Origin of the sequence: Spirillospora sp. CA-128828 (assembly GCF_050945415.1) — a bacterium.
Classification (GTDB): Bacteria; Actinomycetota; Actinomycetes; order Streptosporangiales; family Streptosporangiaceae; genus Spirillospora.
Genome location: NZ_CP191986.1, coordinates 205,403 through 226,393 on the forward strand (window position 1 = coordinate 205,403; position 20,991 = coordinate 226,393).

26 protein-coding genes are annotated in these 20,991 nt (G+C 70.3%); 1 reads left to right on the forward strand and 25 read right to left on the reverse strand.

Annotated features, from left to right (window positions below):
* Window position 1: 1 nt before the first annotated feature.
* The 16 genes from ACQPXG_RS01125 to ACQPXG_RS01200 all read right to left on the reverse strand — a co-directional run bounded on the left by ACQPXG_RS01125 (window position 2) and on the right by ACQPXG_RS01200 (window position 14,544).
* On the reverse strand, window positions 2–2,647 hold the full coding sequence (locus tag ACQPXG_RS01125; RefSeq protein ID WP_433465699.1) for a hypothetical protein: 2,646 nt from the start codon (window positions 2,645–2,647) through the stop codon (window positions 2–4).
* On the reverse strand, window positions 2,647–4,959 hold the full coding sequence (locus tag ACQPXG_RS01130) for a hypothetical protein (RefSeq protein WP_433465700.1): 2,313 nt from the start codon (window positions 4,957–4,959) through the stop codon (window positions 2,647–2,649). The genes ACQPXG_RS01125 and ACQPXG_RS01130 overlap by 1 nt, the downstream gene beginning before the upstream one ends.
* A complete protein-coding gene (locus ACQPXG_RS01135; RefSeq protein WP_433465701.1) occupies window positions 4,949–5,383 on the reverse strand; it encodes a hypothetical protein in 435 nt (144 codons plus the stop codon). The genes ACQPXG_RS01130 and ACQPXG_RS01135 overlap by 11 nt, the downstream gene beginning before the upstream one ends.
* A 123-nt stretch (window positions 5,384–5,506) precedes the next feature.
* Window positions 5,507–5,959 (reverse strand): hypothetical protein, encoded by a 453-nt coding sequence (locus ACQPXG_RS01140; protein WP_433465702.1) that lies wholly within the window; start codon window positions 5,957–5,959, stop codon window positions 5,507–5,509.
* 20 nt (window positions 5,960–5,979) lie between these two features.
* On the reverse strand, window positions 5,980–6,963 hold the full coding sequence (locus tag ACQPXG_RS01145; RefSeq protein ID WP_433465703.1) for a phage tail tube protein: 984 nt from the start codon (window positions 6,961–6,963) through the stop codon (window positions 5,980–5,982).
* Window positions 6,963–7,163 carry a hypothetical protein gene (locus ACQPXG_RS01150; protein WP_433465704.1) on the reverse strand — a complete coding sequence of 67 codons (201 nt, stop codon included), beginning with the start codon at window positions 7,161–7,163 and terminating at the stop codon, window positions 6,963–6,965. Before ACQPXG_RS01150 ends, ACQPXG_RS01145 begins: the two co-directional genes overlap by 1 nt.
* A gap of 10 nt (window positions 7,164–7,173) precedes the next feature.
* A complete protein-coding gene (locus tag ACQPXG_RS01155; RefSeq protein ID WP_433465705.1) occupies window positions 7,174–7,716 on the reverse strand; it encodes a hypothetical protein in 543 nt (180 codons plus the stop codon).
* A complete protein-coding gene (locus tag ACQPXG_RS01160; RefSeq protein ID WP_433465706.1) occupies window positions 7,713–8,099 on the reverse strand; it encodes a hypothetical protein in 387 nt (128 codons plus the stop codon). Before ACQPXG_RS01160 ends, ACQPXG_RS01155 begins: the two co-directional genes overlap by 4 nt.
* 3 nt (window positions 8,100–8,102) lie before the next feature.
* On the reverse strand, window positions 8,103–8,447 hold the full coding sequence (locus ACQPXG_RS01165) for a hypothetical protein (RefSeq protein WP_433465707.1): 345 nt from the start codon (window positions 8,445–8,447) through the stop codon (window positions 8,103–8,105).
* Window positions 8,444–9,649, reverse strand: coding sequence for an SU10 major capsid protein (locus tag ACQPXG_RS01170; protein ID WP_433465708.1), 1,206 nt, complete (start codon window positions 9,647–9,649; stop codon window positions 8,444–8,446). Before ACQPXG_RS01170 ends, ACQPXG_RS01165 begins: the two co-directional genes overlap by 4 nt.
* 12 nt (window positions 9,650–9,661) lie before the next feature.
* The gene (locus tag ACQPXG_RS01175; protein WP_433465709.1) at window positions 9,662–10,303 is read right to left on the reverse strand and encodes a hypothetical protein; all 642 of its coding nucleotides are present in this window, start codon (window positions 10,301–10,303) and stop codon (window positions 9,662–9,664) included.
* 24 nt (window positions 10,304–10,327) lie between these two features.
* Window positions 10,328–10,495 (reverse strand): hypothetical protein, encoded by a 168-nt coding sequence (locus tag ACQPXG_RS01180; RefSeq protein ID WP_433465710.1) that lies wholly within the window; start codon window positions 10,493–10,495, stop codon window positions 10,328–10,330.
* Window positions 10,492–11,016 (reverse strand): peptidoglycan-binding domain-containing protein, encoded by a 525-nt coding sequence (locus ACQPXG_RS01185; protein ID WP_433465711.1) that lies wholly within the window; start codon window positions 11,014–11,016, stop codon window positions 10,492–10,494. The genes ACQPXG_RS01180 and ACQPXG_RS01185 overlap by 4 nt, the downstream gene beginning before the upstream one ends.
* The gene (locus tag ACQPXG_RS01190; protein WP_433465712.1) at window positions 11,016–11,852 is read right to left on the reverse strand and encodes a hypothetical protein; all 837 of its coding nucleotides are present in this window, start codon (window positions 11,850–11,852) and stop codon (window positions 11,016–11,018) included. The genes ACQPXG_RS01185 and ACQPXG_RS01190 overlap by 1 nt, the downstream gene beginning before the upstream one ends.
* 1 nt (window position 11,853) lies before the next feature.
* Window positions 11,854–12,900, reverse strand: coding sequence for a phage minor capsid protein (locus ACQPXG_RS01195; RefSeq protein ID WP_433465713.1), 1,047 nt, complete (start codon window positions 12,898–12,900; stop codon window positions 11,854–11,856).
* Between the two features lie 3 nt (window positions 12,901–12,903).
* Window positions 12,904–14,544, reverse strand: a complete 1,641-nt coding sequence (locus ACQPXG_RS01200; protein WP_433465714.1) for a phage portal protein — start codon at window positions 14,542–14,544, stop codon at window positions 12,904–12,906.
* An 87-nt stretch (window positions 14,545–14,631) separates the two neighbouring features.
* Between ACQPXG_RS01200 and ACQPXG_RS01205 the strand changes: the two genes are divergently transcribed.
* Window positions 14,632–15,414, forward strand: coding sequence for a TRADD-N-associated membrane domain-containing protein (locus ACQPXG_RS01205; RefSeq protein ID WP_433465715.1), 783 nt, complete (start codon window positions 14,632–14,634; stop codon window positions 15,412–15,414).
* A gap of 6 nt (window positions 15,415–15,420) precedes the next feature.
* On the opposite strand, the gene ACQPXG_RS01210 is transcribed toward ACQPXG_RS01205, so the two are convergent.
* The 9 genes from ACQPXG_RS01210 to ACQPXG_RS01250 form a co-directional block, all read right to left on the reverse strand.
* The gene (locus tag ACQPXG_RS01210) at window positions 15,421–16,668 is read right to left on the reverse strand and encodes a PBSX family phage terminase large subunit (RefSeq protein ID WP_433465716.1); all 1,248 of its coding nucleotides are present in this window, start codon (window positions 16,666–16,668) and stop codon (window positions 15,421–15,423) included.
* Entirely contained in the window at window positions 16,668–17,174 is a 507-nt protein-coding gene (locus ACQPXG_RS01215) for a helix-turn-helix domain-containing protein (protein WP_433465717.1), read from the reverse strand. The genes ACQPXG_RS01210 and ACQPXG_RS01215 overlap by 1 nt, the downstream gene beginning before the upstream one ends.
* A gap of 19 nt (window positions 17,175–17,193) precedes the next feature.
* Window positions 17,194–17,565 carry a hypothetical protein gene (locus tag ACQPXG_RS01220; RefSeq protein WP_433465718.1) on the reverse strand — a complete coding sequence of 124 codons (372 nt, stop codon included), beginning with the start codon at window positions 17,563–17,565 and terminating at the stop codon, window positions 17,194–17,196.
* Window positions 17,566–17,855: 290 nt separating this feature from the next.
* Window positions 17,856–18,302 carry a hypothetical protein gene (locus ACQPXG_RS01225; RefSeq protein WP_433465719.1) on the reverse strand — a complete coding sequence of 149 codons (447 nt, stop codon included), beginning with the start codon at window positions 18,300–18,302 and terminating at the stop codon, window positions 17,856–17,858.
* Entirely contained in the window at window positions 18,272–19,138 is an 867-nt protein-coding gene (locus ACQPXG_RS01230) for a hypothetical protein (RefSeq protein WP_433465720.1), read from the reverse strand. The genes ACQPXG_RS01225 and ACQPXG_RS01230 overlap by 31 nt, the downstream gene beginning before the upstream one ends.
* Entirely contained in the window at window positions 19,135–19,341 is a 207-nt protein-coding gene (locus ACQPXG_RS01235) for a hypothetical protein (RefSeq protein WP_433465721.1), read from the reverse strand. Before ACQPXG_RS01235 ends, ACQPXG_RS01230 begins: the two co-directional genes overlap by 4 nt.
* 231 nt (window positions 19,342–19,572) lie before the next feature.
* Entirely contained in the window at window positions 19,573–19,782 is a 210-nt protein-coding gene (locus ACQPXG_RS01240; RefSeq protein ID WP_433465722.1) for a hypothetical protein, read from the reverse strand.
* Window positions 19,779–19,988 (reverse strand): hypothetical protein, encoded by a 210-nt coding sequence (locus ACQPXG_RS01245; RefSeq protein ID WP_433465723.1) that lies wholly within the window; start codon window positions 19,986–19,988, stop codon window positions 19,779–19,781. Before ACQPXG_RS01245 ends, ACQPXG_RS01240 begins: the two co-directional genes overlap by 4 nt.
* Complete coding sequence (locus ACQPXG_RS01250) at window positions 19,985–20,986, reverse strand: hypothetical protein (RefSeq protein ID WP_433465724.1); 1,002 nt, start codon at window positions 20,984–20,986, stop codon at window positions 19,985–19,987. Before ACQPXG_RS01250 ends, ACQPXG_RS01245 begins: the two co-directional genes overlap by 4 nt.
* Window positions 20,987–20,991: the final 5 nt, after the last annotated feature.

Genomic DNA, 20,991 nt, shown 5'->3' on the forward strand with positions numbered 1-20,991 from the left:
GTCATCCCCATCCGATGGTGTTGGAGCCGAGACGGCCCTTGGTCGCCGAGCCGAGGAGCAGCACGGGCGGGAACGCCGCCGCCAAGCTGAGGGTGACCTGTGCGGACACCTGGCCGCGGCCGAACCTGATGTCGTGCTTGACGGACATGACGCGGCACGCCACCGACACGGCCGCCTGCCCGACCGGGCGCCGCACCACGGTGACCAGGTCCCCGACCTCCACGCTCAGGACGAGCGGCCACGCGGCTGGATACGCCTTGGCGTCCACGGTGACCGTCTCGAACCGGAACCTGGGGGTCTTGTACTGGGCCAGCAGCCACTCGCCGAGCCCGAACGCCGACGCAGGGTCGTACAGGAACGTCTGCCGGTCCATGGGCCGCCACCCGTACCGCTGCGCCGCCTCCACATCCACGGCCGAGTGGACAACGTCCGGGTAGGACTGGGAGATCGCCTGCCCGGTCCCGGAGAAGGTGTGCTCCTTGTGGTTCTCGACCTGGATCCGGTTGAACAGGTAGGTCGGGCCCATGCCCGGGGAGGCGTCCGGGGCGAAGGGGATCTCCCCCGCGCCGGTGTTGGAGCCGAGGGTCCATCGGACGGCCTGCCGGTTGGTGCGCGAGTTGGACCGGAATCGCAGGTAGCCGGTGCCGTCACCGAACAGCAGCCCGGTGTCCTGGTCGGCGTAGTCGGCGGCGCGTTCGGCGAGGGTGCCGGTGGTGGCGTCCGCGGACCCGAGCGTCGCTGAGGAGTCCAGGGCGCGGGGGGTGAGGGCCTGCGAGGTGGCCATGAACCGTTGGATGCGCTGGTGGGTGAACTCGGTGCCGGGCCAGCCGTACACGGCCTGGTTCAGAAGCTGGTTGACTTCGCCGTCGGTCAGCTGCCGGTCCCACACGGCGATGTGCGCGTGGGTGAGGTTCCCGGAGTTGCCGTTGTAGTACTGGTCGGCCTCCCCGCCGACGCTGAGGATCACGAACTCGTCCGGCAGGTCGCAGGATCCGGACATCTCCCCGGACAGGACGGTGTGCGCGGCGCGCCAGGAGGTGCGGTTGAACCGCAGCACCCACGGCATGAAGAAGCCCTGCGCCATGTTGTTCACGCCGGTCGTGGTGGTGGACGCGGCGGTGTCCTTGTCCCACACGGTGATCTGCGGGCGCCCCAGCCCGGTCTCTATGCCGAACTTGATCACGCTGCCGTTGCGGGCGTCCTGGGACCGCAGGATGCACAACGTGATCCCGGTGTCGGGCTGGGCGTTCAGGTCGAGCGGGACGAACACCAGCCCGAAGATCGTGACGCCGCCGCTGATGGCGGGGAATCCGCCGCCGTAGTCCGACCCGACCAGCGCGTATCCGACCTTCGAATCGGCGGCCACCAGGCCCTGCTGCTCCCACCCGGACCCGGCGTCCCCGTCGATCGTGGTCTGCGCGCCGAAGTCGGCGGACGCGTCCGCGGCGCCGTACTTGGAGCGGGCGAGGTTCAGCAGCGTGTACGACCGGCCGGAAATGTTGATCGCGTTGGTGGAGCCCTGCGGGTCGGCCAGGGGCCAGTAGTGCGATGGGGTGTGGCGGAGGATCTCGCCCCGCAGCGGGGTGGGGACGTCCTGCACGAGGGTGGCGATCGCGTCCACGCACGACCCGTCCACGTAGCCGTGGTGCGGGTCCTCCCACCGGCGTTGATACTGCTCGACGTAGCCGGACGAGACGGGGTACACCTTGGCTGGGCTGCCCCAGGCCATGAGCAGCTGATACGGCGTGTACAGGTCGTACGTCCCCGCCGCGGCCGGGGTGATGGCGTCGTCGAAGTTGCGGAGCTGCAACGTGGCGCGGCCGGCCTGGGGGCGGCCGAGCTCGTACTGGATGCCGCGCTCGGCGCCGACCAGGCCGTCGAACCGGCTGGTGACGTCGGTCCAGGGCACGCGCGGCAGCGGCGTCTCCTGCCCCACCACCGCGCCGAGCTGGAGCCGCGTGGCGGGCCAGTTCGGGTTCGGCTGCGGCCACACGGTGCCGGTCTCGGCGACCGCGACCACGACCCCGGTCCAGTTGACGGCGGACGGTGTTGACCAGGACGGCGTGATCGTGGTGCTGACGGCCGTCCATGCCGGGACAAGCTTGACGTCCGGGCCGGTGCGCTGCACGGCGGTGAGGGTTCCCCACCCGACACCGGGCGCCGTGACGGCGACCGCCGCGTTGTCGGTGGCGGCCGCGGCGAGGACGAACACGTTCTTGCCGGGCGCCGGCATCGGGATGGCCAGGGAGGTCGCAGCGGTCGCGGTGAGCGGTGTCACCGACACGAGGGTGGGGAAGTTGTTGGCGAACCCCGCCACCTCGCACACGTTGACGCAGACCGAGCCGACGTCATCGGCGTGGATGTGGCTGACCGCCGTGTAGACGATGTCCAGCGGGAACGCGGCGTAGTCGACGGCGGGGCACGCCCACACCTCCACCCGCATGCCCGTCGTCGCGCTGCTGGCGGAGCCGAGCAGGACCCACCAGTTCCGCGCCAGGTCCGCCACGCTGGCGAGCGGCGCGGACCCGTCCGTCGCCCGGTAGGCGATCGTCGCGATGATCCAGTTCCCGGCCGTCGGCTGCACACCGACCCGCACATCGTCGCGGGCACCGGACCCTGTCCAGTCCTGCGGGACGCTGAGCGCCATCACCGGCCCCCGAACTGGGCCAGGCCCGGGTTACGGACATTGTTCCGTGCGGCCTGCCGCTGTAGCACGCTGAACAGCTCCTGCTCCGCCCAGACGCTGCCCTGAACCGTGTAGTGGTTGTTGGTCACGAACACCTGGGCGGGCGCCGGTGCCTTCCGCAGCGGGGCGAACGTCGGCATGGGCGCGCGGACGGCCTGGGATTGGCTCACCACCGACATGGCGCCCTTGCGGGTCTCCGATATCGACGAGACGTCCTGCGCGGCCTTGCCGCTGGCGCCGCCGGCGACGCGGTTCATCATCGCCAGCACCGGCCCGAACATCCTGGTGGCCTTGGCGGTGTTGACGAACTCGCCGTTGGAGAGGCGGGCGAGGATGCTGTCCGAGGTGCCCGTCCCGGCGCCGCGGACGACGCTCCCGGAGATGCGCTGCGCGGTCTCCGCCGGGCCGCCGTTCGCCAGCCCGCCGACCAGGCCGCCGTTCGCGAAGGGCCACACGGACTTGATGTTGATCCGGGCGACCTGACGGCCCACCCAGTTGATAAAGCTCTGCACGGTCCCGGTGGCCTGCTTGGTGTCCGCCGTGACCTTGGTGTGCTTCTTCGCGGGGATCTTGTTCGCCGCGTTCCGCACCCCGTACAGCTTGTCGGCCAGCTTGTTGGCCTCCGAGCTGGTGTAGCCGGCGGCCTTCGCGGACTCCACGAACTTGGCGCGCGAGCGTTCCATGAACTTGGCGACCTCCTTGGCGGAGGCGCCGTTGTCGCGCATCGCAACGGCGGTCTGCTGCGCGGACTGCGCGAGGGAGTCCAGGGCCTGCTCGTTGGCGATGCCCTTCGCCGTGGCGAACCCGTGGTTCTTGCCGTTCTCCTTCAGGCTCTTGTTCAGCGCGATCACGGCCGTGCCGTACTGCGCCGCCGCCTCCCGGCTCGACAGCTCCTTGCCGGACAGCTCGTCGAGTGACGCCTTCAGCTGCTTGGCGCTCTGTGAGGCGAGCTTCATCAGGATCCCGGACCGGGTCTGCGCATCGTTCGCCCGGCCGGTGCTCATGGCGACCTGCTGCTGCGCGGCAGCGGCCTGCTGAGCCGCCTGCTGCTGCGCGGCCGCCGACGAGCGCGACGAGGAGGTCAGCCGATCGAACTGGTCGCCCAATTTGTTCCAGATCGACAGGCCACTCGGCAGCACCCGGTTGATTGCCTCCAGCCGGGTCAAGATCCCGATGAGGTACGCCGCGGCCTGGGCGACGGTCGCCAGGTTTGTGGCGAACTCGGCGAAGGCTTCCGGGTTGTCCTCCACGGCGTCGGCGACCTCGGACAGCCCGTCCGACAGCTTCCCGAGGATCTCGTCCATCCTGGGACCGAGGTTGGACAGCACGGCCCGGAACGCGTCGCTGAACTTCTGGATCATCGGGGCGAAGCGGACCAGCGCGCCAGCGAACTGTCGCGCAAACGCCTCCACGCTCGGCGCCAGCTGCGCGAACACGTTCTTCAAGGTCGGGCCGAGGGCGTCGAAGGCGTCCCGCGCGAACCCGGAGATGTGGATGAGGGTGTCTTCCCAGGGTTTCGCCCAGGATCGCAGGTCGCTGACGACGTGCTTCTTCAGGTCGGAGAAGGCGCCCTGGACTTCCTTGGACTTCGACGCGGCCATGATCGCCACGGCGGACAGGGCGCCGCCGATCGCGAGGGTGATCCCGGCGCCGGCCACCGCGGCGATGAGCGGCAGGGCGAGCAGTGCCGCCTGGAATTTGAAGGGGATCTTGCCGAGCAGCCCGGACACCTGGCCCGTCATCTGCCGGGCTCGGGACTCGATCTCCCGGAAGGTGTGGTCGCTGTCGCCGCCGAGGTCGCCGTACTGCTCGCGTAGCCGTCTGATCAGCTCGTTGTGCTCGCGGATCTGCCCGGACGCACGCATCTGCGCGAGCTGTTCGGCGGCGGCGGCGCGGGTCGCCTCCCGGGCGAGCTCGCGGTACTGCTCGGCTTCGTTGTCGGCCTGCCGGGCGGCTGCGCGTGCGGCGCGGGACTGTGCCATCTCCGCGCGCTCCAGCTCCCGCTGCGCGCGTGCGGCCGCGCGGGCGGCGCGCTCGACGTCGCCGGTGCCTTCGGCGAGCCGCTCGGCCTCGCGGGCGGCCGCGGCCTGGGCGCGGGCGGCGCGCTCGGCGGCCTCCTCCGCGCTGTGCCCGAACCGCGTGACCCGCTCGCGCGCGGTCTCGTTCTGGTCGCCGAACTGGTCGGCCTCCCGCGCGGCCCGCTCCAGGTTCCGGACGTACTCGCCGACGTCGGCGACGAACCGCTCGACCACATCGGGCATGTCACCGGCCATGCACGACCGCCTCAAACGCCCTGACGGACACCTCGCGGAGGCGGCCGGACGCGCGCAGATCCATCACCGTCGGCAGCACGTACGGGCGCGGCGGCAGCGTCGAGGCGTGGTTCCGGCCGGCGACGCCGCCCTTCTCCTGGATCCGCGCGTAATCCACGTCCTTGGGGCCGGCCGCCGAGACCCACCTGTGCGCGCCCTCCTGCCGCGCCCGGACCACGACCACGTGGTCACGGAGGCGCCCAGAGATCTTCGCCGGGGGCTGCCCGGGCGGAGACGGCGTAGGCGTGCCGCGCGCGTGCGAGCGCCTCGCGAGGGTCTCCTGGATGCCGTCCTTGGCCTCGCGGGCCATCGCGCCGGCCGCCGCCGCGCCGCCCCGGTCAGCCCGGCGGGCCATCTCGCGGAGCCTGTCGCCGCTCGGACTCATCCTGTACCTCCCTGATCAGGTTGTGCACGGGGATGAGCCACGGCTCGACGTCGACCGGCAGCGCGTCCACCTGGTCCGGCGTCCACCCGTAGGCGTCGGCGAACCCGGCGTACCGGGCGACGTCTAGGAGCTGGTCGTCTGGCTCGTGTCCGGGGACTCCACGGCCCCGGAGATGGTTCTTGAGGCGGAGGAGTCGCCGGGCGGTGACTTCGTCGTCGCCCGGTTCCTGAAATCCAGGGCCTCCTCGTGCGGGCCGATGGCCTCGCGGAGCGCCTCCCACGCGTCGATCGGGATCTCGTCCAGCGACGCCGGGTCAGCGACCGGGAGCGCGATCCCGTGCGCCTCGTACGACCAGCTCACGATGACGCGGGTCAGGAGCGCGTCGGTGCGGGCGTCGGCGTCGCCCATGGAGAACGTGCGGTCCCAGCCTCCGCCGGTGTTCACGCCGAGCCGGACAGCTCGGCGTAGCGCCTTGGCGTCCCCGGCGCGCATGGTGGACGCGGCGCGGAGCTCTGCCCACTGCTCGACGCCGGGGTGTTCGTCCCACTCGGGCAGGGTGATGCGGTAGGTCTGCATGGAAGACCTCTCTCGTCGTGTTAGGCGTAGGTGGTGACCGCGTTGTTCAGCACGGCCTTGATCGGCGACAGGCCCCCGGACGAGGCGGCGTCGGTGGAGTTGGCCATCGCCTCGAAGGCGACGTCGTAGCCGAGGAGGGTGTCCCGCTTCTGCGGGGCCTCGCTGTAGGCGGCCTTGGTCATCGTCAGCGCCAGGGATCGGACGTTCGCGGCCACGCCGCCGCTGTCGACCGTGATGACCAGGGCGGGCTGCTGGTTCGTCAGCAGGCCCGTGATCAGCGGCGACTCATCCAGCGCCACCAGCGTGAGCTTTCCGGACACCTTCAGCGGGCCGCGGCCGATGACGTAGGGGCCCTGGGTGCCGTCGGCGGTGTGCGTCACCGCCAGCTCCCGCTCCAGGCTGACGGACCACTCGGACATGTTCGGGGTCGCCGCCCCGGCGATGGACATGGTGGACCGCCACGCCGGGATGATCTTCTCCGAGGTGGGGGTGTTCGTCATCGCGGCGCCGGCCGCCGCGGACGGGTAGGCGGTCGCCTTCCCGGACACCTCGAACAGGCCCTCGGCGTTGCCGGACAGGGTGAGTTCGGAGATCGCCGCGCCCGGGTACACGCGCGCGCCCACGGTCGCGGTGAGCTGCTGCGAGTCGATGAACGTGTGGCTGGGGGGCTGCCCGTTGCCGCTGTTGAGCAGCCCGAACGTGTGCGGGAACACCCCAGATACGGCGGCGCCCACGGCGTAGTCCCCGAGGACGTTGTTCAGCAGCGCGCCGAGCGCGTCGAGGAACCCCGGCCCCTCGAACTCCAGCTCCGACACGGCCGGGCCGAGGACGGCGCCGTACTGCGACGTCATCGACCCCCGGTACCCCTCGTCGATGAGGAGTTCCGGCTTGTCGACCGGGTCGAACTTGGTGAACGGCGGGAAGTAGGTGGCCGCGACGGGCGTGCCCGGCGTGGTCTCCTTCCCGATCCCGAACGCTGACCGGGATCCCGGCATGACCGGCATCAGTCTTGTCCCTTCTTCGCGGCCGGCGCCTTGACGGGCGTCCAGCGGTCGTCCGGCGGCATGGGCAGCTCGCGGACGTGGCCGCTCGCCGGGGCGATGTCGTAGGTTTCGCCGGGCTCGGCCACGAGGGTGCGGCTGTGCTCGACGTCGATGTACTCGGCGTACGTCGTGGTGGCGTCGCCGTGGAAGGTGGCCTTCACCTGCTCGTCCTCACGCTTGTGGGTAGATCGTGGCGTCGAGGCTGATGACTGCCTCCTGGCGGATCGTCGGCGGCGTCCCCGGCTCGACCTGCGGGACGGCGCCGGTGTTGCGGGTGATGCCGCGCGGCGATTCGCCGGCCTCCACGACCGTGCCGCCGAGCGTCCGATCCGAGTGGATCCGGTCGACGATCGCGTCGAGGAGGTCGTCCAGGTCGGCCTGCGCGGTCTCGGACACGCTGGTGCGGGCCATGTGGAACACCCACAGCTCCAGCTGCACGGGCCGCGCTTTGAACCCGGACGTGGGCCCGCCGAGCGCGATGCGGCGCTCCGAGTCCCCAGCGATGTGGATCGACATGACCGCGCCCATCCCACGGTCCGCCGCGAGGGTGGCGAGGAAGTCGCGGTCCTCGAACCGGTTCACCCAGTACGGCCGCACGCCGGCCAGCCCCGACGCGACGAGCGGTGTTGGCCGGTAGATCCTGGCCGTCTCGTCGTAGGTGCTGCCGCCAAAGAACTGGGCGACGCCGGTCCGGATCTCCTGCCGTGTGGTCATGTCGGCATCGGCCCCTGGAAGCTGATCTGCGCGGCCTGGAGTGTCGCGAACGCCTGGTCGCCGACCAGCGGCAGGCCGCCGGTCGAGCCGCCTACAGACTGGCCGCGCGACAGGTCCACCGCCCCCGCGGATGAACCGGTCGGCACGCCGGGCTGCATCCCGTGCCGGATGCCCGACACGTTGCCCTGCTCCAGCTGGTAGGCGACCTGCTCCATGGTGGCCGTCTTCAGCGCCGCGACGATGTCCTCGTTCGTGGCGTCGTAGACGGCGCACAGGAGTAGCCGGTCGATGTCGCGCGTCGCGCGGTCGAGGAGCCGGTCCGCGCTGGGCGGCTCGTAGCCGCCCAGGAACGCGGTCAGCTCCTCGGCCGTCGCGTACGCCACCGGTCAGCCCTCGCCGCCGGCGCCTGGGTCGCCCTGCGCCGGATCGTCGCCCTGGCCGCCGTCCGGCTCGCCACCGTAAGCGGCGATCAGGTCGTCCTTGCTCGCCTTCTCCGCCTCGGCCCGGTCGGCGCCCTGGGCGACAGCCCAGTCGACCCACGCCGGCTTGAGCGCGGACTTCGCCGGCCGGGACGGCTCAGACTTCTCGGCCGGCTTCAGCTCGTCGAGACGCCGCCACCCCGACGCCGGGTCCGCGGCCAGGGCCTCCAGCCGCGCCTCCTCGTCGCTGCCCGGCTCGGGCTGGATCCGCTCGGCCTGGTGGTCCCCGGCGCCCCTCACGTAGACGCTCACGACAGCTTCAGACCCGTCATCAGCGCGTGGTGCTTCTCGGCCCCGTACTTCAGGCCGATCTCGCCGTACAGCTGCACGTCGCTGGACGCTCCGGTCTTGGCGAGCTCCTCCTCGAAGAAGTGGCCCTTGCCGGGGACGTTGAGGAACACCGGCATCAGGTCCTCCAGCGACACGACCGCGATGGAGTCCTGCGGCATGTGCCGGTCCATCATCACGTTCAGCGTCCCGAAGTCGGTGGTGACCGTGGTGACGTTGACGCCGCCGACGTTGCGGGACGTCTCGGTGTACTGCCCGAACGCGGTCATGTAGGCCTTGGTCACGGCCCGCTTCTGGATCGAGTTGACCAGCAGCGTCGCGGTCTCCTGCTCGGAGATGCCGCCGTTGTCGAACGCCAGCTGCAGCAGGTCGTTGACGTGGTCGCTGGTCAGGGTCGTCGACCACACCTTCGTGAACGAGATCCCGGTCGCGGTGCCCAGCGTGATCGCCGCGCCGCCGGACGAGGAGGACACCTTGAAGGAGTTCACGTCCTGCTGGTCGACGAAGTAGGCGCGGCCGGCGACGATGCCGGTTGCGGTGCTCGTGTTGGTGAACACGATCTTGTCGCCGTCCACGAGGCCGTGGGCGGTGGAGGTGATCGTGTCGGTCGCCGAGCTCGCGCCGGTGACGGTGGTGCCCTTGGCGATCTTGTTGGTGGTGATCGCGGCGAGCAGCCCCCGGGTCTGCCGGGCGGTGGCGTTCGTGGTCGGCAGCACGTACTGGCCGTTGATGAAGCTCCAGTTCACGTCCAGGGCGACGGACTTGAGCGCCTGCTGGACCTGCCAGGTCAGCTCGTTCCCGACCGGGTTGCTCCCGGCGACGCCGGTGTACGGCGCCGACGAGGGCGTGGTGACCTGCCCGGTCGCGGACTGCTTGGTGTAGGAGACGCTGACCTTCTCCTGGTGGATCTGGCACACGTTCCGCACGTTTGCGCGGACCCGCTCCTCGGCCGTGGGCGCGGTCGCGCCCTCGGTCCGGACCCGGGACTGCCCCGGGTCGCGCAGGTCGTAGGTCTGCCACTCGAACTCGGTGGCGGAGGTCTCCCCGCCGCCGGTCAGGCCACCGATGGCCGACAGCAGCGGCGTGTCGTCGGGGGTGAGCGCGAACAGCTCACCCACGTAGTTGGGCAGGTTGTAGGTCGTGCCCATACCGGTGATGCCGGCCATGTGGCTTCTCCTCTACTTGAGCGCGGCTCTCTGCCGCTTCAGGGCGATCGCCGTGGTGAAGTCGCGGCGCTTCTCCGCGTCGGCGATCTGCTGGTCGATGGATGCGGCCGCTCCCGGGGAGCCGGTGAAGTCGCCTCCAGACGCCCCGCCGGCGGGCCGCTGGGCGGCGAAGCGAGACTTCTTGACGAACCTCTTCGCGACGGTGTTCACGGCCTCGCGGAGGTCGTCGTCGTCGAAGTCGTCGTCCAACTCCTCGGCGACGGCGTCCCGGAACGCCTGCGAGTCCAGAAGCGCCTCGGCGTCGGCTCCGACGTCGCGGGCGACGCGGTTGACTGTGGCCTCGTAGGCGAGTTCCACGGCGCGGACCTCGGCGGCGTCGGCGCGGGCGTCGGCCTCCTCGGCCTTGGCCTGCCAGTCCGGCTCACCCTCGGCGGGTTGCGCCTTGGCCTGGGCCTCGTCGAGGGCCTTCTTGTTGTCCTTCGCGCGCTGCTCGTGCTTGCGGGCGAGGGCCTTGTACTTCTCGGCCTCGGCCTGCCAGTCGACGTCACCCGTGCCGGGTGCGGTCTGCTCGCTGGTCGGGTCGGTTTCGGGTGCGGTGCCCGTGTCGGGCGCGGCACCGGCGTTGCCCGTGTCGGGCTGTGCCGGGGTCGTCATCGTGCACTCCAGGTGGGTAGCGGACTACTTCCTCTTGCGGTGTCCGGCGGCCGCCATCTGCTGGAAGGCGGCCTTGCCGAACTTCTTGCGGCCGATGGACGCGGCGAGGCCCTTGGGGTCCTTCGCGCCCTTGGCCGCGAGCTTGTTGGTCAGCGCCTTGAAACGGGCGCCGGATCCGGGCCTTGCGGTCACCTGCCACTCCCGACCGGGACGCCCGGCGCGAAACGCGACTGCTCGGCCTCCTTCTTCTTGGCGCGGGCGCGGCCGTCCCCGGCGCGCTTGAACGTGCGCGTCTTCTCGCGGGTCAGGTGCGCCTTGGCCATGCGGGGCTTGGCGAGCCTGCGCACCAGCCCGGCCGTCAGGACGCCGTCCGGCTTGAGGCCCAGCTTGCGCTGTGCGGCCTTGATCGCCTCAGTGGTGCGGGGGCCGAGCTTCCCGTCGATGACGAGTGGCTTGCCCCGGGCGTCCTTGATGCCGAGCTTGGTCAGTAACTGCTGGAGTTTGCGGACGCGGGGGTCGCCGTTCTTGCTGCCATAGCCCGCGCCGACGCCGGTCTTGGCGTTGTAGGCGAGGCCCTTCCCTCCGCTCTTCCCGCCGCCCTTGCCGCTCTTGCTCACCGTGGTGGTCTTGCTGCTGGACTGCGCGGCGACGAACTGCCCGCCTTCCGCGGACCCGGCTTCGCCGCGAGGGTGCGCGGCCTCATCGAACGGCATCAGCGCCCGCCCGTCAGCGCGGTCTTACGGTGAGTCTTCGAGGTGCCCTGGGGTTCCTTGCGCCTGCGCTCCTTGATCTGCCGGATGAGGTCTTCGTATTTGTCCCGCCGTCCCGGATCTGTAGCGGCCGCGCGCTTCATGTGCTCGATCGCTTCGTCGTATTCGCCCCGGCGGTACAACCACGCGCCGCGCCGCGCGAGCTGCGCACCTTCCGCCCGACGCGCGCGTTCCTGCTCCTCGGCTTCCTCTGCCTTCCGCTTCTTCTCGGCCTCGACCTTCTCGGCTGCCCTGCGGGCCTCGGCCGCCCGGTGAGTCTCATCGCGGCGGCCCTGCGCCGCTTCGAACGCGTCGAGCTTCTTCTGCCGTTCGGCGTCCTCGGCGGCTTGGGCACGGCGGGCGTTCTCAAGCTGTTTGTGCTCGGCCTCCTGGGTGGCCTCTCGGTCTTGCCGCTTCCGCTCGGCGATGCGTTCCTTTGCGGTCATGTTGGCCAGCCGGTAGTTCTCCTCCGCCAGGCTCGATGGTGCTGGCTTGTGATTGCGCGCAGGCTGCCGCAAGCCTGGTGGCGTGCCCGGCTTGCCGGCCAATGCCGCCTTGCTGTGCGGCTTTCGTCCTGTTGAGGCAGCGGCGCCAGACTTCGAGGCGCCGCTATCCGGCCGGGGCCCTCCAGCAGGCCGGAACTGCCTGGACCGGGGCCCGGAGCCACTGCTGCTGGACTTCTTCATCCCAGCGAGCTTCTGGCCGAGCTTGGACTTCCCGCCCGGCTTGCGGCCATGGTTCTTCGACAGGACCGCACCCGGCGTCAGGGGGATCCACCCGTGCTTCCACGATCCGGCCACGTCAGCCTCCTAGCGCGTGCTTCAGGGGCCGCGAGTGCCCGAATTCGATCCGCTCCCGCATCCGGGACCGCTGCAGCCCCGTCGCGGCCAGGTGGGCGCGGAGCGCGGCCTCCCACTGCCGGACCTTCCGGCGGGCCAGCGCCCGCTCAACGTCGTCCAGGGCGGCCGCCTCGCGGCGCTTCCACGTCCGGATGTGCCGCTCGATCGCGCGCTGCCGCTGCTCCTGGTCGTACGTCCCCGGCTTGTGCTCGACCGCGTGCGGGTGGCGGGGCATGCCGGGCCGGTAATGCTCGATCGTGTGCCGGCACCGCGGGTGCCACAGGCCCGCGGCGCGCGCCGTGCCGATGGACGGGTACCGGGTCGACACGATGACGGACAGGATGCGGTCTTCCCACGGCCTGCACACCGGGCACGGGTGCGGAGAGCGGGTGACGCGGACGAGGTCCTCGCCCTCGGCGGTGAGCCGGTCGAGGTAGCCGTCCATTGCCGCGTTCCCGGCCGCGGTCTGGAGGGCGGTTTGCACGCGGGGGACGAGCGCCTGGGCGCGGCCGCGGGCGTCGCGGTCGACGGTGAGGCCACGGTCCGCGGTGCGGTTCAGTTCACGCTGGACGGCCTGGCGGCGCTCACCGGCGGGTGCGTGCGTGCCGGCGGTCACGGCGCGCTGGTAGGCGCGGGTGGCGTTGCCGGTGAGCCGATTCCACAGGCCCCGCATGGCGTCCAGGACGCGGCGGACCAGGCCCGGACGGCGCTCGGGAGCGGGCGGGGCGCCGTGGCCGCGCCGGTACGCCTCCTCGATCATCCCCTCGATCTCCGGGCCCGCCAGGTCGACGAGACGGCGAACGGTCCGGTCGAGGTCCCGGCGGATCCCGGCGAGCCGGGCGGCCTGCTGTTGTGGCCAGTCGGGGTGATCGATCCCGACGGCGATCCGCCCGGCCATGAACTTGAGGGTCGTGCTCTCCCACTGGGCGTGCATCTCGACGACGAGCTCGACGTGCGCGAGGCCGTCAGCAAGCGCCGGTGATGCCGAGGGCGGGATGGCCTCGGCCATGGCCTACGCGCCCTCCAGTGCGTCGAACGCGGCGTCCATCTTGTCCTGCCCGCCAGCGTCCGGCGCTGCCTCGTCTGGCGCACCCGGTCCGGCGTCCATGCCCACCGGACCGGGTGCCGTCAGCTCGGCCGGCTGCTCGTCCTTCATGCGCTGCAGCTCGGCCTGGATCCATGGCTCGTCCTGGTCAGGGTTGACCATCCGGACGATCGTCTCGGTGGAGGCGGCCTCGGCCGCGCGGAGCAGCTGCGCCGTCTGCGCCAGGCTCGCGGGGGTCTCCGACACGCGGTCGCCGAACTCGACGGTCGGACGGTCCGGCGTGACCTTGTCGTTGAACTTGGTCGCGCACAGCTCCAGGTGGACCCGGACCCGCTCGGCGAGCTCCGGGACCCAGTAGGTGATCTTCCGGTCGCGGGTGATTTCCGAGCGGCGCGTCCGCGAGTCGACCTCCGTCGCCGTCTTCTGCACCTGGCCCTCACCGTCGCCGACCGACCCGAAGCTCTGCGTCGAGTAGCCGGCGGACCGGACGATCTGGTCCTGCAGCGCCTGTGCCGACTGCAGATGCTCGGTCACGCGGATCGCGAACTGCTGCGGGACCACCGGGAGGCCGCCCTGCGGGTTCGTGCTCATGAGCGCGTCGACCGGGTACAGGAACTCCTGCTCGGCGTCGAACGTGGCGCCCTGCCCCTTGCCCTGCGACTGCAGCATGGACTCGGGGATGATCAGCCGTCCCTTGGCGAGGCGGATGTCCCGCATCAGGGAAGACCACACCTCGTCGAGGGCGTCCATCTCGCTCTCAAGGCCGGCGTAGTCGGCGCGGCCGAGGTGGGCGCCTTCGGGAACGTCCCGCCACACCCGCGCCGGGCGCATGTTCGGGACGTATCCGGCCGTCAGCCCGTCCCTGATGCCGGTGTCCACCGTGTCGCGGAGGTGCTTGGTCGCCTCGGACGCGGCGAGCGGTACCTTCCGGCCGAGGTCGGTCTCCCCGCCCTTGTAGAGGCCGTGGAGGATGACGCCCTTCTCGTGGCGCTCCAGGTGGCGCCACACGTCGTTGCCCTCGCGGTGCACGACCCGCCAGAACGTGACGGCGACGAGGCGGCCGTACCGCCAGGTGGGGACGGCGCAGTCGGCGTGCACGGCGGAGATCCACGGCCGTTTGCGGGGCGAGTCGTCGGAGTCGTCCCAGCAGTTCCGCAGGTAGACGCCGCCCAGGCCGGCGCAGACTTCGCCGGCTTCGAGGAGGTCGGAGTGCAGGCCGTCCTCGATCAGGTCGTCGAGGGCCTTCTGTGTCGCCTCGTCCTCGTCGGCGGCCTTCAGGGTGGGCGGTTCGGAGAACAGCAGGTCCGCGGAGGTGGCGGCGATGTCGCCGGCGAGTGGGAGGTGGAGCTTGGTGCGCTTTTCGTTGTCGGGGGTTTGGATGCCCCAGAACCAGCGGGAGGCGAGGCGGCCGAGCCAGCCGCGGAGGCCGCGGACGGCGGGTTCGGGGTAGCCGATGGGGTGGCCGGGGTCGCCGGCCAGGGACCCGCCGTACAGGAAGGAGAGGCGGTCGGGGTCACCGGAGTACCACGTCGACCAGACGTCGAGGCGCGCGGTGACGAGGTCGAGGTTGCGGGGCGGCCATGGGCCGGAGCCTTCGGGGAGTGGCATATGGCCTCCTCATTCCGGGGATAGGTCACGTAATGCCACTGGGCTGTGGCCGAAAGTGAAGCCTTCGGCCGTGCAGGAGGTCGCCTCATGGATCTAAGCTCTTCAGGTCAATGGGTTGGTGTGCTCGGTGCAGCTCTGGGAGGGGCTGCAACTGGCGTAACGTTCATCGCTACCCTGGTGTCGTCTAAACTTTCACGTCGTGCCCAGCGCGAAGAGACCAAAGCGCGTGAGGCGCTGGATCGCGCAGAGCAAGCCTGGCATTTGTCGCTCGCACACGAAAAACCAACTGAGGCCGCAAACCTCAAAGTGGAGAGCGTAAATACTGGCGATATCGTCATGGAGGGCAGGGTCCCTCTAGAGAAAGTCCGCGAGGGCACCCAGGTTAACCTCGCCCTTCCTGCATTGTGGGACGTTACGCACAAGCGGCTGGACTATTACCATAAGATCGCCACAACTCACGCCCGCCAGAGCTTTCGCAATTCTCAAATCGCAATGGGAATAGGGTTCGCCCTGCTGATCGGGTTCGCGGCATTGGCGCTCAACGCTGAGACGACCACGGCGAGTATCGTCAGCGGCGGCCTTGGTGCGGCGGCGGCAGGATTTGCGGGTTACATCAGCAGAACTTTCGTACGGTCACAAGAGAGCGCTGCGAGTCACCTTCGCGCCTATTTCAATCAGCCCCTGGAATTCTCCCGCTACCTCGCTGCTGAGCGGCTACTTGAAAGCCTGAACGGGGTGAGTGACGAACTGCGAGGGAAAATCGTGGGTGATTTGATTCAAGGATTTGTAGGGCAAGTAGGACCGCCAGAGGTGCAGTCTTCGGCTGCGGATAGCAACGTGGATGGAAAATCGAACTCAGCGGGTGCCTGACGTGTATCAGACGGCCTCTTTCAGGTCGGAACGCCAAGCGCTCTGTGTCGTGTGCACCGCGTACCGCGCGGCGTCCAAGGAGTGGTCGTCGGCTTTGATCGGGGCGTCCTCGCCCTTCGCGGCCTTGTCGGGGTCCCAGCTGTAGCCGGGGATCTCGTTGATGAACCCGTGGCAGGAGGCGTGCACCTTCAGCCGGCCACGGCCGAGGAGACTCGCCACCGTCCGGATGCCGTTTAACACCGCGTTGTCGCCGGCGGCCGGCGTCAGCCCGTCCTGGTGGAGCTGCGTCACGAACGACGCGGCAGACGGGTCCACGATCGTCCACTGCGGATGCACGCCGATGCCCTTGAGCCAGGCCCGGAGCCGCTCGGAGTACTGCGCGTCCGTCAGCTGCCCGCGCTGCTGCTTGGAGTCCCAGCGCCACTCGTGGCCGAGGTACAGGACGTTGTCGACGCCCAGGCCGAGCGCGAGGGCGGCGAACGGGTTCGTGGTGCCGTAGTCGATGCCGACCGCGATCCACCGGCGGATGGCCGGGAGCTCCCGCACGATGTGGCGTTCGGTGTCCCACATGTCGAACACGGCGCCCTCGGCCAGGCACCACTCGCCCAGGATCATCCGGCGGAACCAGAGCCCGACGAATTCGGCCTTCAGCGACCGCACGTAGTCCGCCGGGAGGGCCGGGTTGTCGTCGAGGGTGAAGTGCCAGGACGCGAGGTTCAGCTGCGGGGCGCGGAGGAGGAACTGCTGCCGTAGCCAGTGCGCAGGCCCGTCGGGGTTCGTGGTGGCGAGGAGCCGCGCGCCGGGTACGGACAGGCGTGCGAGCAGCTGCGTCCAGAACGCTTCGGGAACCAGGGTCGCCTCGTCGACATAGGCCAGGCACGCGGTGAGCCCGCGGAGGCGGCCTTCGGAGCGGACGTCGTACGCGCCGATCAGGTGCACGGTGCGGCCGAGGATGACGGCGGTGTTCGAGCCGCGGGTGTGGTGCACCTGCGTGGCGAGCGGACCGAACAGGGAGCCGTCCTGGAGGGGCTCGATGATGTTCCGCTCGATCGTCTCTCGGGTCCGCCCGCAGATCACGATCAGCCCGTGGTCGGGCGCGGCCGCGACGGCGATCAGGAACGCGAGCAGGGACGCGATGGTCTTCCCGGAGCGGACTGCGCCGGCCCAGATCGAGATGCGGGCGCGGGACGACTCGACGATGGACGTGATCTGTTTCGGGGACAGGACCGCGGTGACCCGCGCGAGGTCGAACATCAGCCCTCGGGGTCGGCCTGGCCGAGCTGGTCGGCCGCGATCTGGAGGGCCTCGCCGAGCTGTCCGAGCATCGACTTGGCGTTGTCGGCGCCGTCGGAGACGTCGAGGCGGTCAAGGTCGACGTGGGAGCGTACGGCGGCCTGGACGGCGCCCATGATGTCGCGGGCGTCGCGGGCCGGCGGGAGCGGCAGCCGGACTTCGGCCGGGCCCTTCGGCGTCGACAGGACGACGGTCGTCGGTTCCCACAGGCGGAGGCGGAGCCGCTCGGCGTCGTCGAGGAGGTCGAGTTTCAGCTGAGCGCGGCGCGCCTTGGCATCAAGCTGTTTGGCCTTCGTCGCCGCGGCCGTCGCGGTGCGGTCGAAGGTGAGGCCGAGCTCGCGGGCGACCTTCGTGATCGTGGACTGGGAGCGGCCGAGCTCGCGGGCGATGTCGTTGCGGGTCTTGCCTTCGGCGTGCAGTTGCGCGATGCGGTCGCGTTCTTCGGGGGTGAGCGGGGCGCCGGCCATGGCTCACCCCCGGGTGTCCCTAGCTTGTCAACTCTGGAGGTCGGCGAATTGCCTCGCCCAACAGTTCCTGCGCCCTGTGGTGCGCAGCGTCGGCGTGTATGCCGATCTCACCGTTGCTTGGAGCAGCCAACGCTCGGGCAGCGGCGCGCATGTAAGCCAGAACAGCCTCAGCAGGGTTACGGTCCAACGCTCTGGCTGCAAGCTTCTCCAAGGTTCTGCCTGCCGCATGGTATTCGCGTGCCGCCTCTGCCGCCTTGGCTTCGTCAACGTCCTGCCCAAGGTGCGCGCGGAGGCGGTGGCGCTTGAAGCGGATGGTGAGGCCGTAGTGCTCGATCAGAGCCTCCTGGAGCGCCAGGAGGGTGTCGCGTTCGATCTCGTGCCGCTTGATCATGAACGCGTGTTCCCTGGCCTCGCGTTCTCGCCGGGCGGTCCCACGGTGTGTGACCATCTGGGACACGACCGTCGCGCCGCCGCCAATGAGTGCGCCGGCAAGGCCAGAGAGCGCCGGGATCCAGAGTGCTTGGGTCGCCACTACGGGAGGTCCGTCCGGTTCGATCGGAGGTTGGACCTGTTGGACGCGGCACGAATCAGGCCGGTTCACACGAAAGCCCGGCGCGGTGGCCGGGCTGTTTCAGGGCATGCCTGAAGCACTCAGATCATGAGTTATCCACAGGCAGGATGTCAAGCAAGGTCACCCTGGTCACCCGTATCGTTCCTCACAGTGTCTCGGGCGGTACCAACGATTTTGGTCTTCTTCGCCTTGATCGGCATCGGCATCTCCTCGGAGACCTCGACCGTCAGGCGGGGCTGCCCATCGGGCCACTCCACCCGGACGCGAGGAACGCCCAAGACCTTGTCGCGTCCGCTGATGTAGCCAAGGTTCACCGCCTTCTGGATGGTTTTTTCGACCGCATCCTGTTGGCTCAGGTCCCATTGTCCTGCCGCCGCTGCCTCTTGGAGGCTGTCGACAGACTCGCTCAACTCAACCACGCGATCGCCCCATGAGAGCTTCTTGAGGCGATCGATCGCCCTCCCAAGGGGACTGCGGAATACCATCGCGAGGACCACGACGACGATCGGCCATACCAGGTGACCAGTCATGGCGTCGATGAACTGGAGCTTGTCCACGTCACCGATCTTGTCGTATGGGCCTCGGCTGCGACGAGCCGCCGCGCCAGCCAGTCCCACTCCTCGATCGGCCAGGCTGGCCGCCCCCGCCACCACGTCCCCACGTCCTTCGACGGCGGCTCGCATGTCCCCGACTCACACACGATCGCGATGAGCTGCGGGCACCGCACGCACGTGAGCCGCTCGATCTGGTCGTGCTCGCACCGCTGCGCCGCGAGCAGGTCCCGCACCCGCCAGGTCTTCGCGCCACCGACCGGCGCCGTCTCGGTGCGGCCCTGGCACCACGGGCACACCGCGTCTAGGCGCTGCCCGTCGTGGGTCAGCGCGAGCGCCCGCCCAGCCTGCACCAGCATCTGCCGCGCCGTCCGCGCGACCCACCACACCAACTCGTCCCCGTTCGCCCATCCGACCGCGGCCGCTGGCAGGTAGCGAGCGGTCCGCTCCAGGAACGGGCGCGCGTCCGCGAGCACGCCGGCGGGCGGCGGGAGGACGGGCAGCCACGCGGCGCGGGAAACATGGGCGGCGAGGTCTTCGGCCGTGTCGATCAGCTCGAACAGCAGGTCCAGCACGTCGGGGCGGGCGGCGTCGATGTGCTCGCCGGGCGCCTCACCTACCCGCTCGGCGCGCTCCAGTCGCGCCTCGTAGTCGAGTTCGGCGCGCTGTTCGGGCGTGATGGTGGGCGGCTGGTAGGGCCGCACGACGTCGGGCAAGCGGGTGGCGACGAGGCCGGGCCAGTACGCGCCCAGAAGTCTCAGGTCGCCGATCGCACGGTCGATGGCAGGCAGCCCGTGTGCGCGCGCGTGGCTGGTGACCGGTCGTGCGATGGTGTGGGTCAACGGGTCTCCTTCGGCTGTTCGATGGTGAGGGCTTCGCGGAGTCCGGGGGCGAGGTCGCCGACGAGGTCGAAGTGAATGAACTGGTCGAGGTGCTGGAGGGCTCGGCGTACTGCGGCTTCGGCGGCGAGGCGGCCGCGGCGTTCGGTGTGGAGCTGCGCTTCGAGGGCGGTGTACCGGCGGCCGAGCTCGGCGCGGTCGGTCATCGGATTCCCTTCACGCCGACGGGGCCGATGGCGTTGCGGAGGTCGCGGACCTCTTCGCCATTGGCCAGCATGCGGGCGGTGTAGGCGAGGGCCCACGGCCAGCTGCGGCGGGTGACGGCGTCGGAGATGGCGCCTTGGAGGTCGCGGGTGTCGATGTCGGGGCCCGGGTCTTGGCGGCGAGGTCCAGGAGTTCCTGGACGGCGGAGAGCGCGGTGGGCTTCGTGTCGGTGCTCATCGGATCGTGATCTCGATCTTGTGGAGGGGGACGCCGTCCTCGATCTGCCGGTACAGCTGGCGGAGCCGGGCGGCGGCCTGGTCGTCGCGGCGCAGGAGGGGGCCGCGGGCGGCCTTGGGGAGGGTCCACCAGCAGCCTTCGCACAGGTAGTGGCGGGAGTTCTTGCGGGGTGTCTTGCAGGAGGGACAGGGGCGCGGGTCGGTCACAGCAGCTCCAGTTGTTCGGGCCCGGCCGGGGCGGGCGTGGGCTTCGGCTTGCGGCGCGGGGCGGGTGGTGGCGTCCAGGGCGTGACGTTGGCGTAGCGGCGGGCCAGGACGCGGGCGCGCTCTCGGCGGCGTTGTGCGGGTGGCTGGGCGCGGATGTCGGTGAGGATGCGGCCGGCGGCCGTCCAGGACGAGGCGAGGTCGGTCATGCGTCGGCCTTCCTGCGCTCGGCCAGGAGCCGCCGGGCCTCGGCCGCGCCGGCCTGGGCGCGCTCGGGGTCGAGCTGGGGGCGCGGGGGCGGCGGCCGGTCGGCGGGTGTGTCGGCGGGCAGGAAGTCGTTCGGGCGTTCGCGCAGGGCCTTGGACACGTAGGCCATGGGGTTGGCGACCTGGCGGCCGTCGAGCAGCTGCCGGCGGACCTTCGCGGCGTGGGGGTCGTCGACGGTGCGGCCGGTGAGGTCGGTGAGGACGTCGACGATGAGCCGGTCGATGGTCTGTTCGTGGGTGGTCGGTTCGTCGTCGTCGGTTTCGCTCGCGCGTCTGCTACCTGATGACGATTCACCTACAGAACCCCCGTCCCTTCGGGACGGGTCGGGACGGGTCGGGACGGGTGGATTCGGACCCGATTCGGTACCCGATCGGTTCATGCGATCGGACTCCGATCGGTTATCCGATCCGGTACCCCCGTTTACCTGGTCTTCCGCGTCCGATTGGGTGTCGCCCCCGCCTGTGGATATCGCCTGTGGATTGTCGTTCTCGGCGGGTCGCTTCGGCATCGGTTCGGCATCGGACCCCCCGTCGGTACCCGCATCGGTCCGATTCGCCGCGGGGGTCGTGCAGTAGTGGCATCGGGGGTCGATCACGCCGCGTTCGAGGTGCCACCGGCGGTGGTTCCCGAGGCGCCCGCCGGACGACTTCTTGGACCGCGCGGCGACGGCCTCGTCTCGGGTGGGCTGGTATGTGTCCCAGTCGTGGAAGCGGTAGCCGCCGCCCCTGACGCGTTCCCACAGTCCGGCGTCGACGAGGGCGCGGGCGGCCTCCTCGGGGTTCTCGCACAGCCGTGCGGGCAGCCGGGCCGGGACGGTGCCGCCGGTGCCGTTACGCGCCGACCAGCAGCCGGCGCGGGTCCATAGCGCCACGGCGGAGTCGGGGAGGTCGAAGACCTTGGGGTGGTCGTAGAACGAGTCGTCGACCTTGAACCAGGTCAAGGCTG

Bases quoted from the DNA above. Each gene is read 5' to 3' on its own strand.
- ACQPXG_RS01140 (WP_433465702.1), bottom strand. From the start codon at position 5,959: ATGCAGACCTACCGCATCACCCTGCCCGAGTGGGACGAACACCCCGGC.
- ACQPXG_RS01220 (WP_433465718.1), bottom strand. From the start codon at position 17,565: ATGATCAAGCGGCACGAGATCGAACGCGACACCCTCCTGGCGCTCCAG.
- ACQPXG_RS01205 (WP_433465715.1), top strand. From the start codon at position 14,632: ATGGATCTAAGCTCTTCAGGTCAATGGGTTGGTGTGCTCGGTGCAGCT.
- ACQPXG_RS01200 (WP_433465714.1), bottom strand. From the start codon at position 14,544: ATGCCACTCCCCGAAGGCTCCGGCCCATGGCCGCCCCGCAACCTCGAC.
- ACQPXG_RS01145 (WP_433465703.1), bottom strand. From the start codon at position 6,963: ATGCCGGTCATGCCGGGATCCCGGTCAGCGTTCGGGATCGGGAAGGAG.
- ACQPXG_RS01135 (WP_433465701.1), bottom strand. From the start codon at position 5,383: ATGAGTCCGAGCGGCGACAGGCTCCGCGAGATGGCCCGCCGGGCTGAC.
- ACQPXG_RS01155 (WP_433465705.1), bottom strand. From the start codon at position 7,716: ATGACCACACGGCAGGAGATCCGGACCGGCGTCGCCCAGTTCTTTGGC.
- ACQPXG_RS01185 (WP_433465711.1), bottom strand. From the start codon at position 11,016: ATGCCGTTCGATGAGGCCGCGCACCCTCGCGGCGAAGCCGGGTCCGCG.
- ACQPXG_RS01215 (WP_433465717.1), bottom strand. From the start codon at position 17,174: ATGGCCGGCGCCCCGCTCACCCCCGAAGAACGCGACCGCATCGCGCAA.
- ACQPXG_RS01235 (WP_433465721.1), bottom strand. From the start codon at position 19,341: ATGACCGACCGCGCCGAGCTCGGCCGCCGGTACACCGCCCTCGAAGCG.
- ACQPXG_RS01130 (WP_433465700.1), bottom strand. From the start codon at position 4,959: ATGGCCGGTGACATGCCCGATGTGGTCGAGCGGTTCGTCGCCGACGTC.
- ACQPXG_RS01245 (WP_433465723.1), bottom strand. From the start codon at position 19,988: ATGACCGACCTCGCCTCGTCCTGGACGGCCGCCGGCCGCATCCTCACC.
- ACQPXG_RS01210 (WP_433465716.1), bottom strand. From the start codon at position 16,668: ATGTTCGACCTCGCGCGGGTCACCGCGGTCCTGTCCCCGAAACAGATC.
- ACQPXG_RS01125 (WP_433465699.1), bottom strand. From the start codon at position 2,647: ATGGCGCTCAGCGTCCCGCAGGACTGGACAGGGTCCGGTGCCCGCGAC.
- ACQPXG_RS01170 (WP_433465708.1), bottom strand. From the start codon at position 9,649: ATGGCCGGCATCACCGGTATGGGCACGACCTACAACCTGCCCAACTAC.
- ACQPXG_RS01195 (WP_433465713.1), bottom strand. From the start codon at position 12,900: ATGGCCGAGGCCATCCCGCCCTCGGCATCACCGGCGCTTGCTGACGGC.
- ACQPXG_RS01175 (WP_433465709.1), bottom strand. From the start codon at position 10,303: ATGACGACCCCGGCACAGCCCGACACGGGCAACGCCGGTGCCGCGCCC.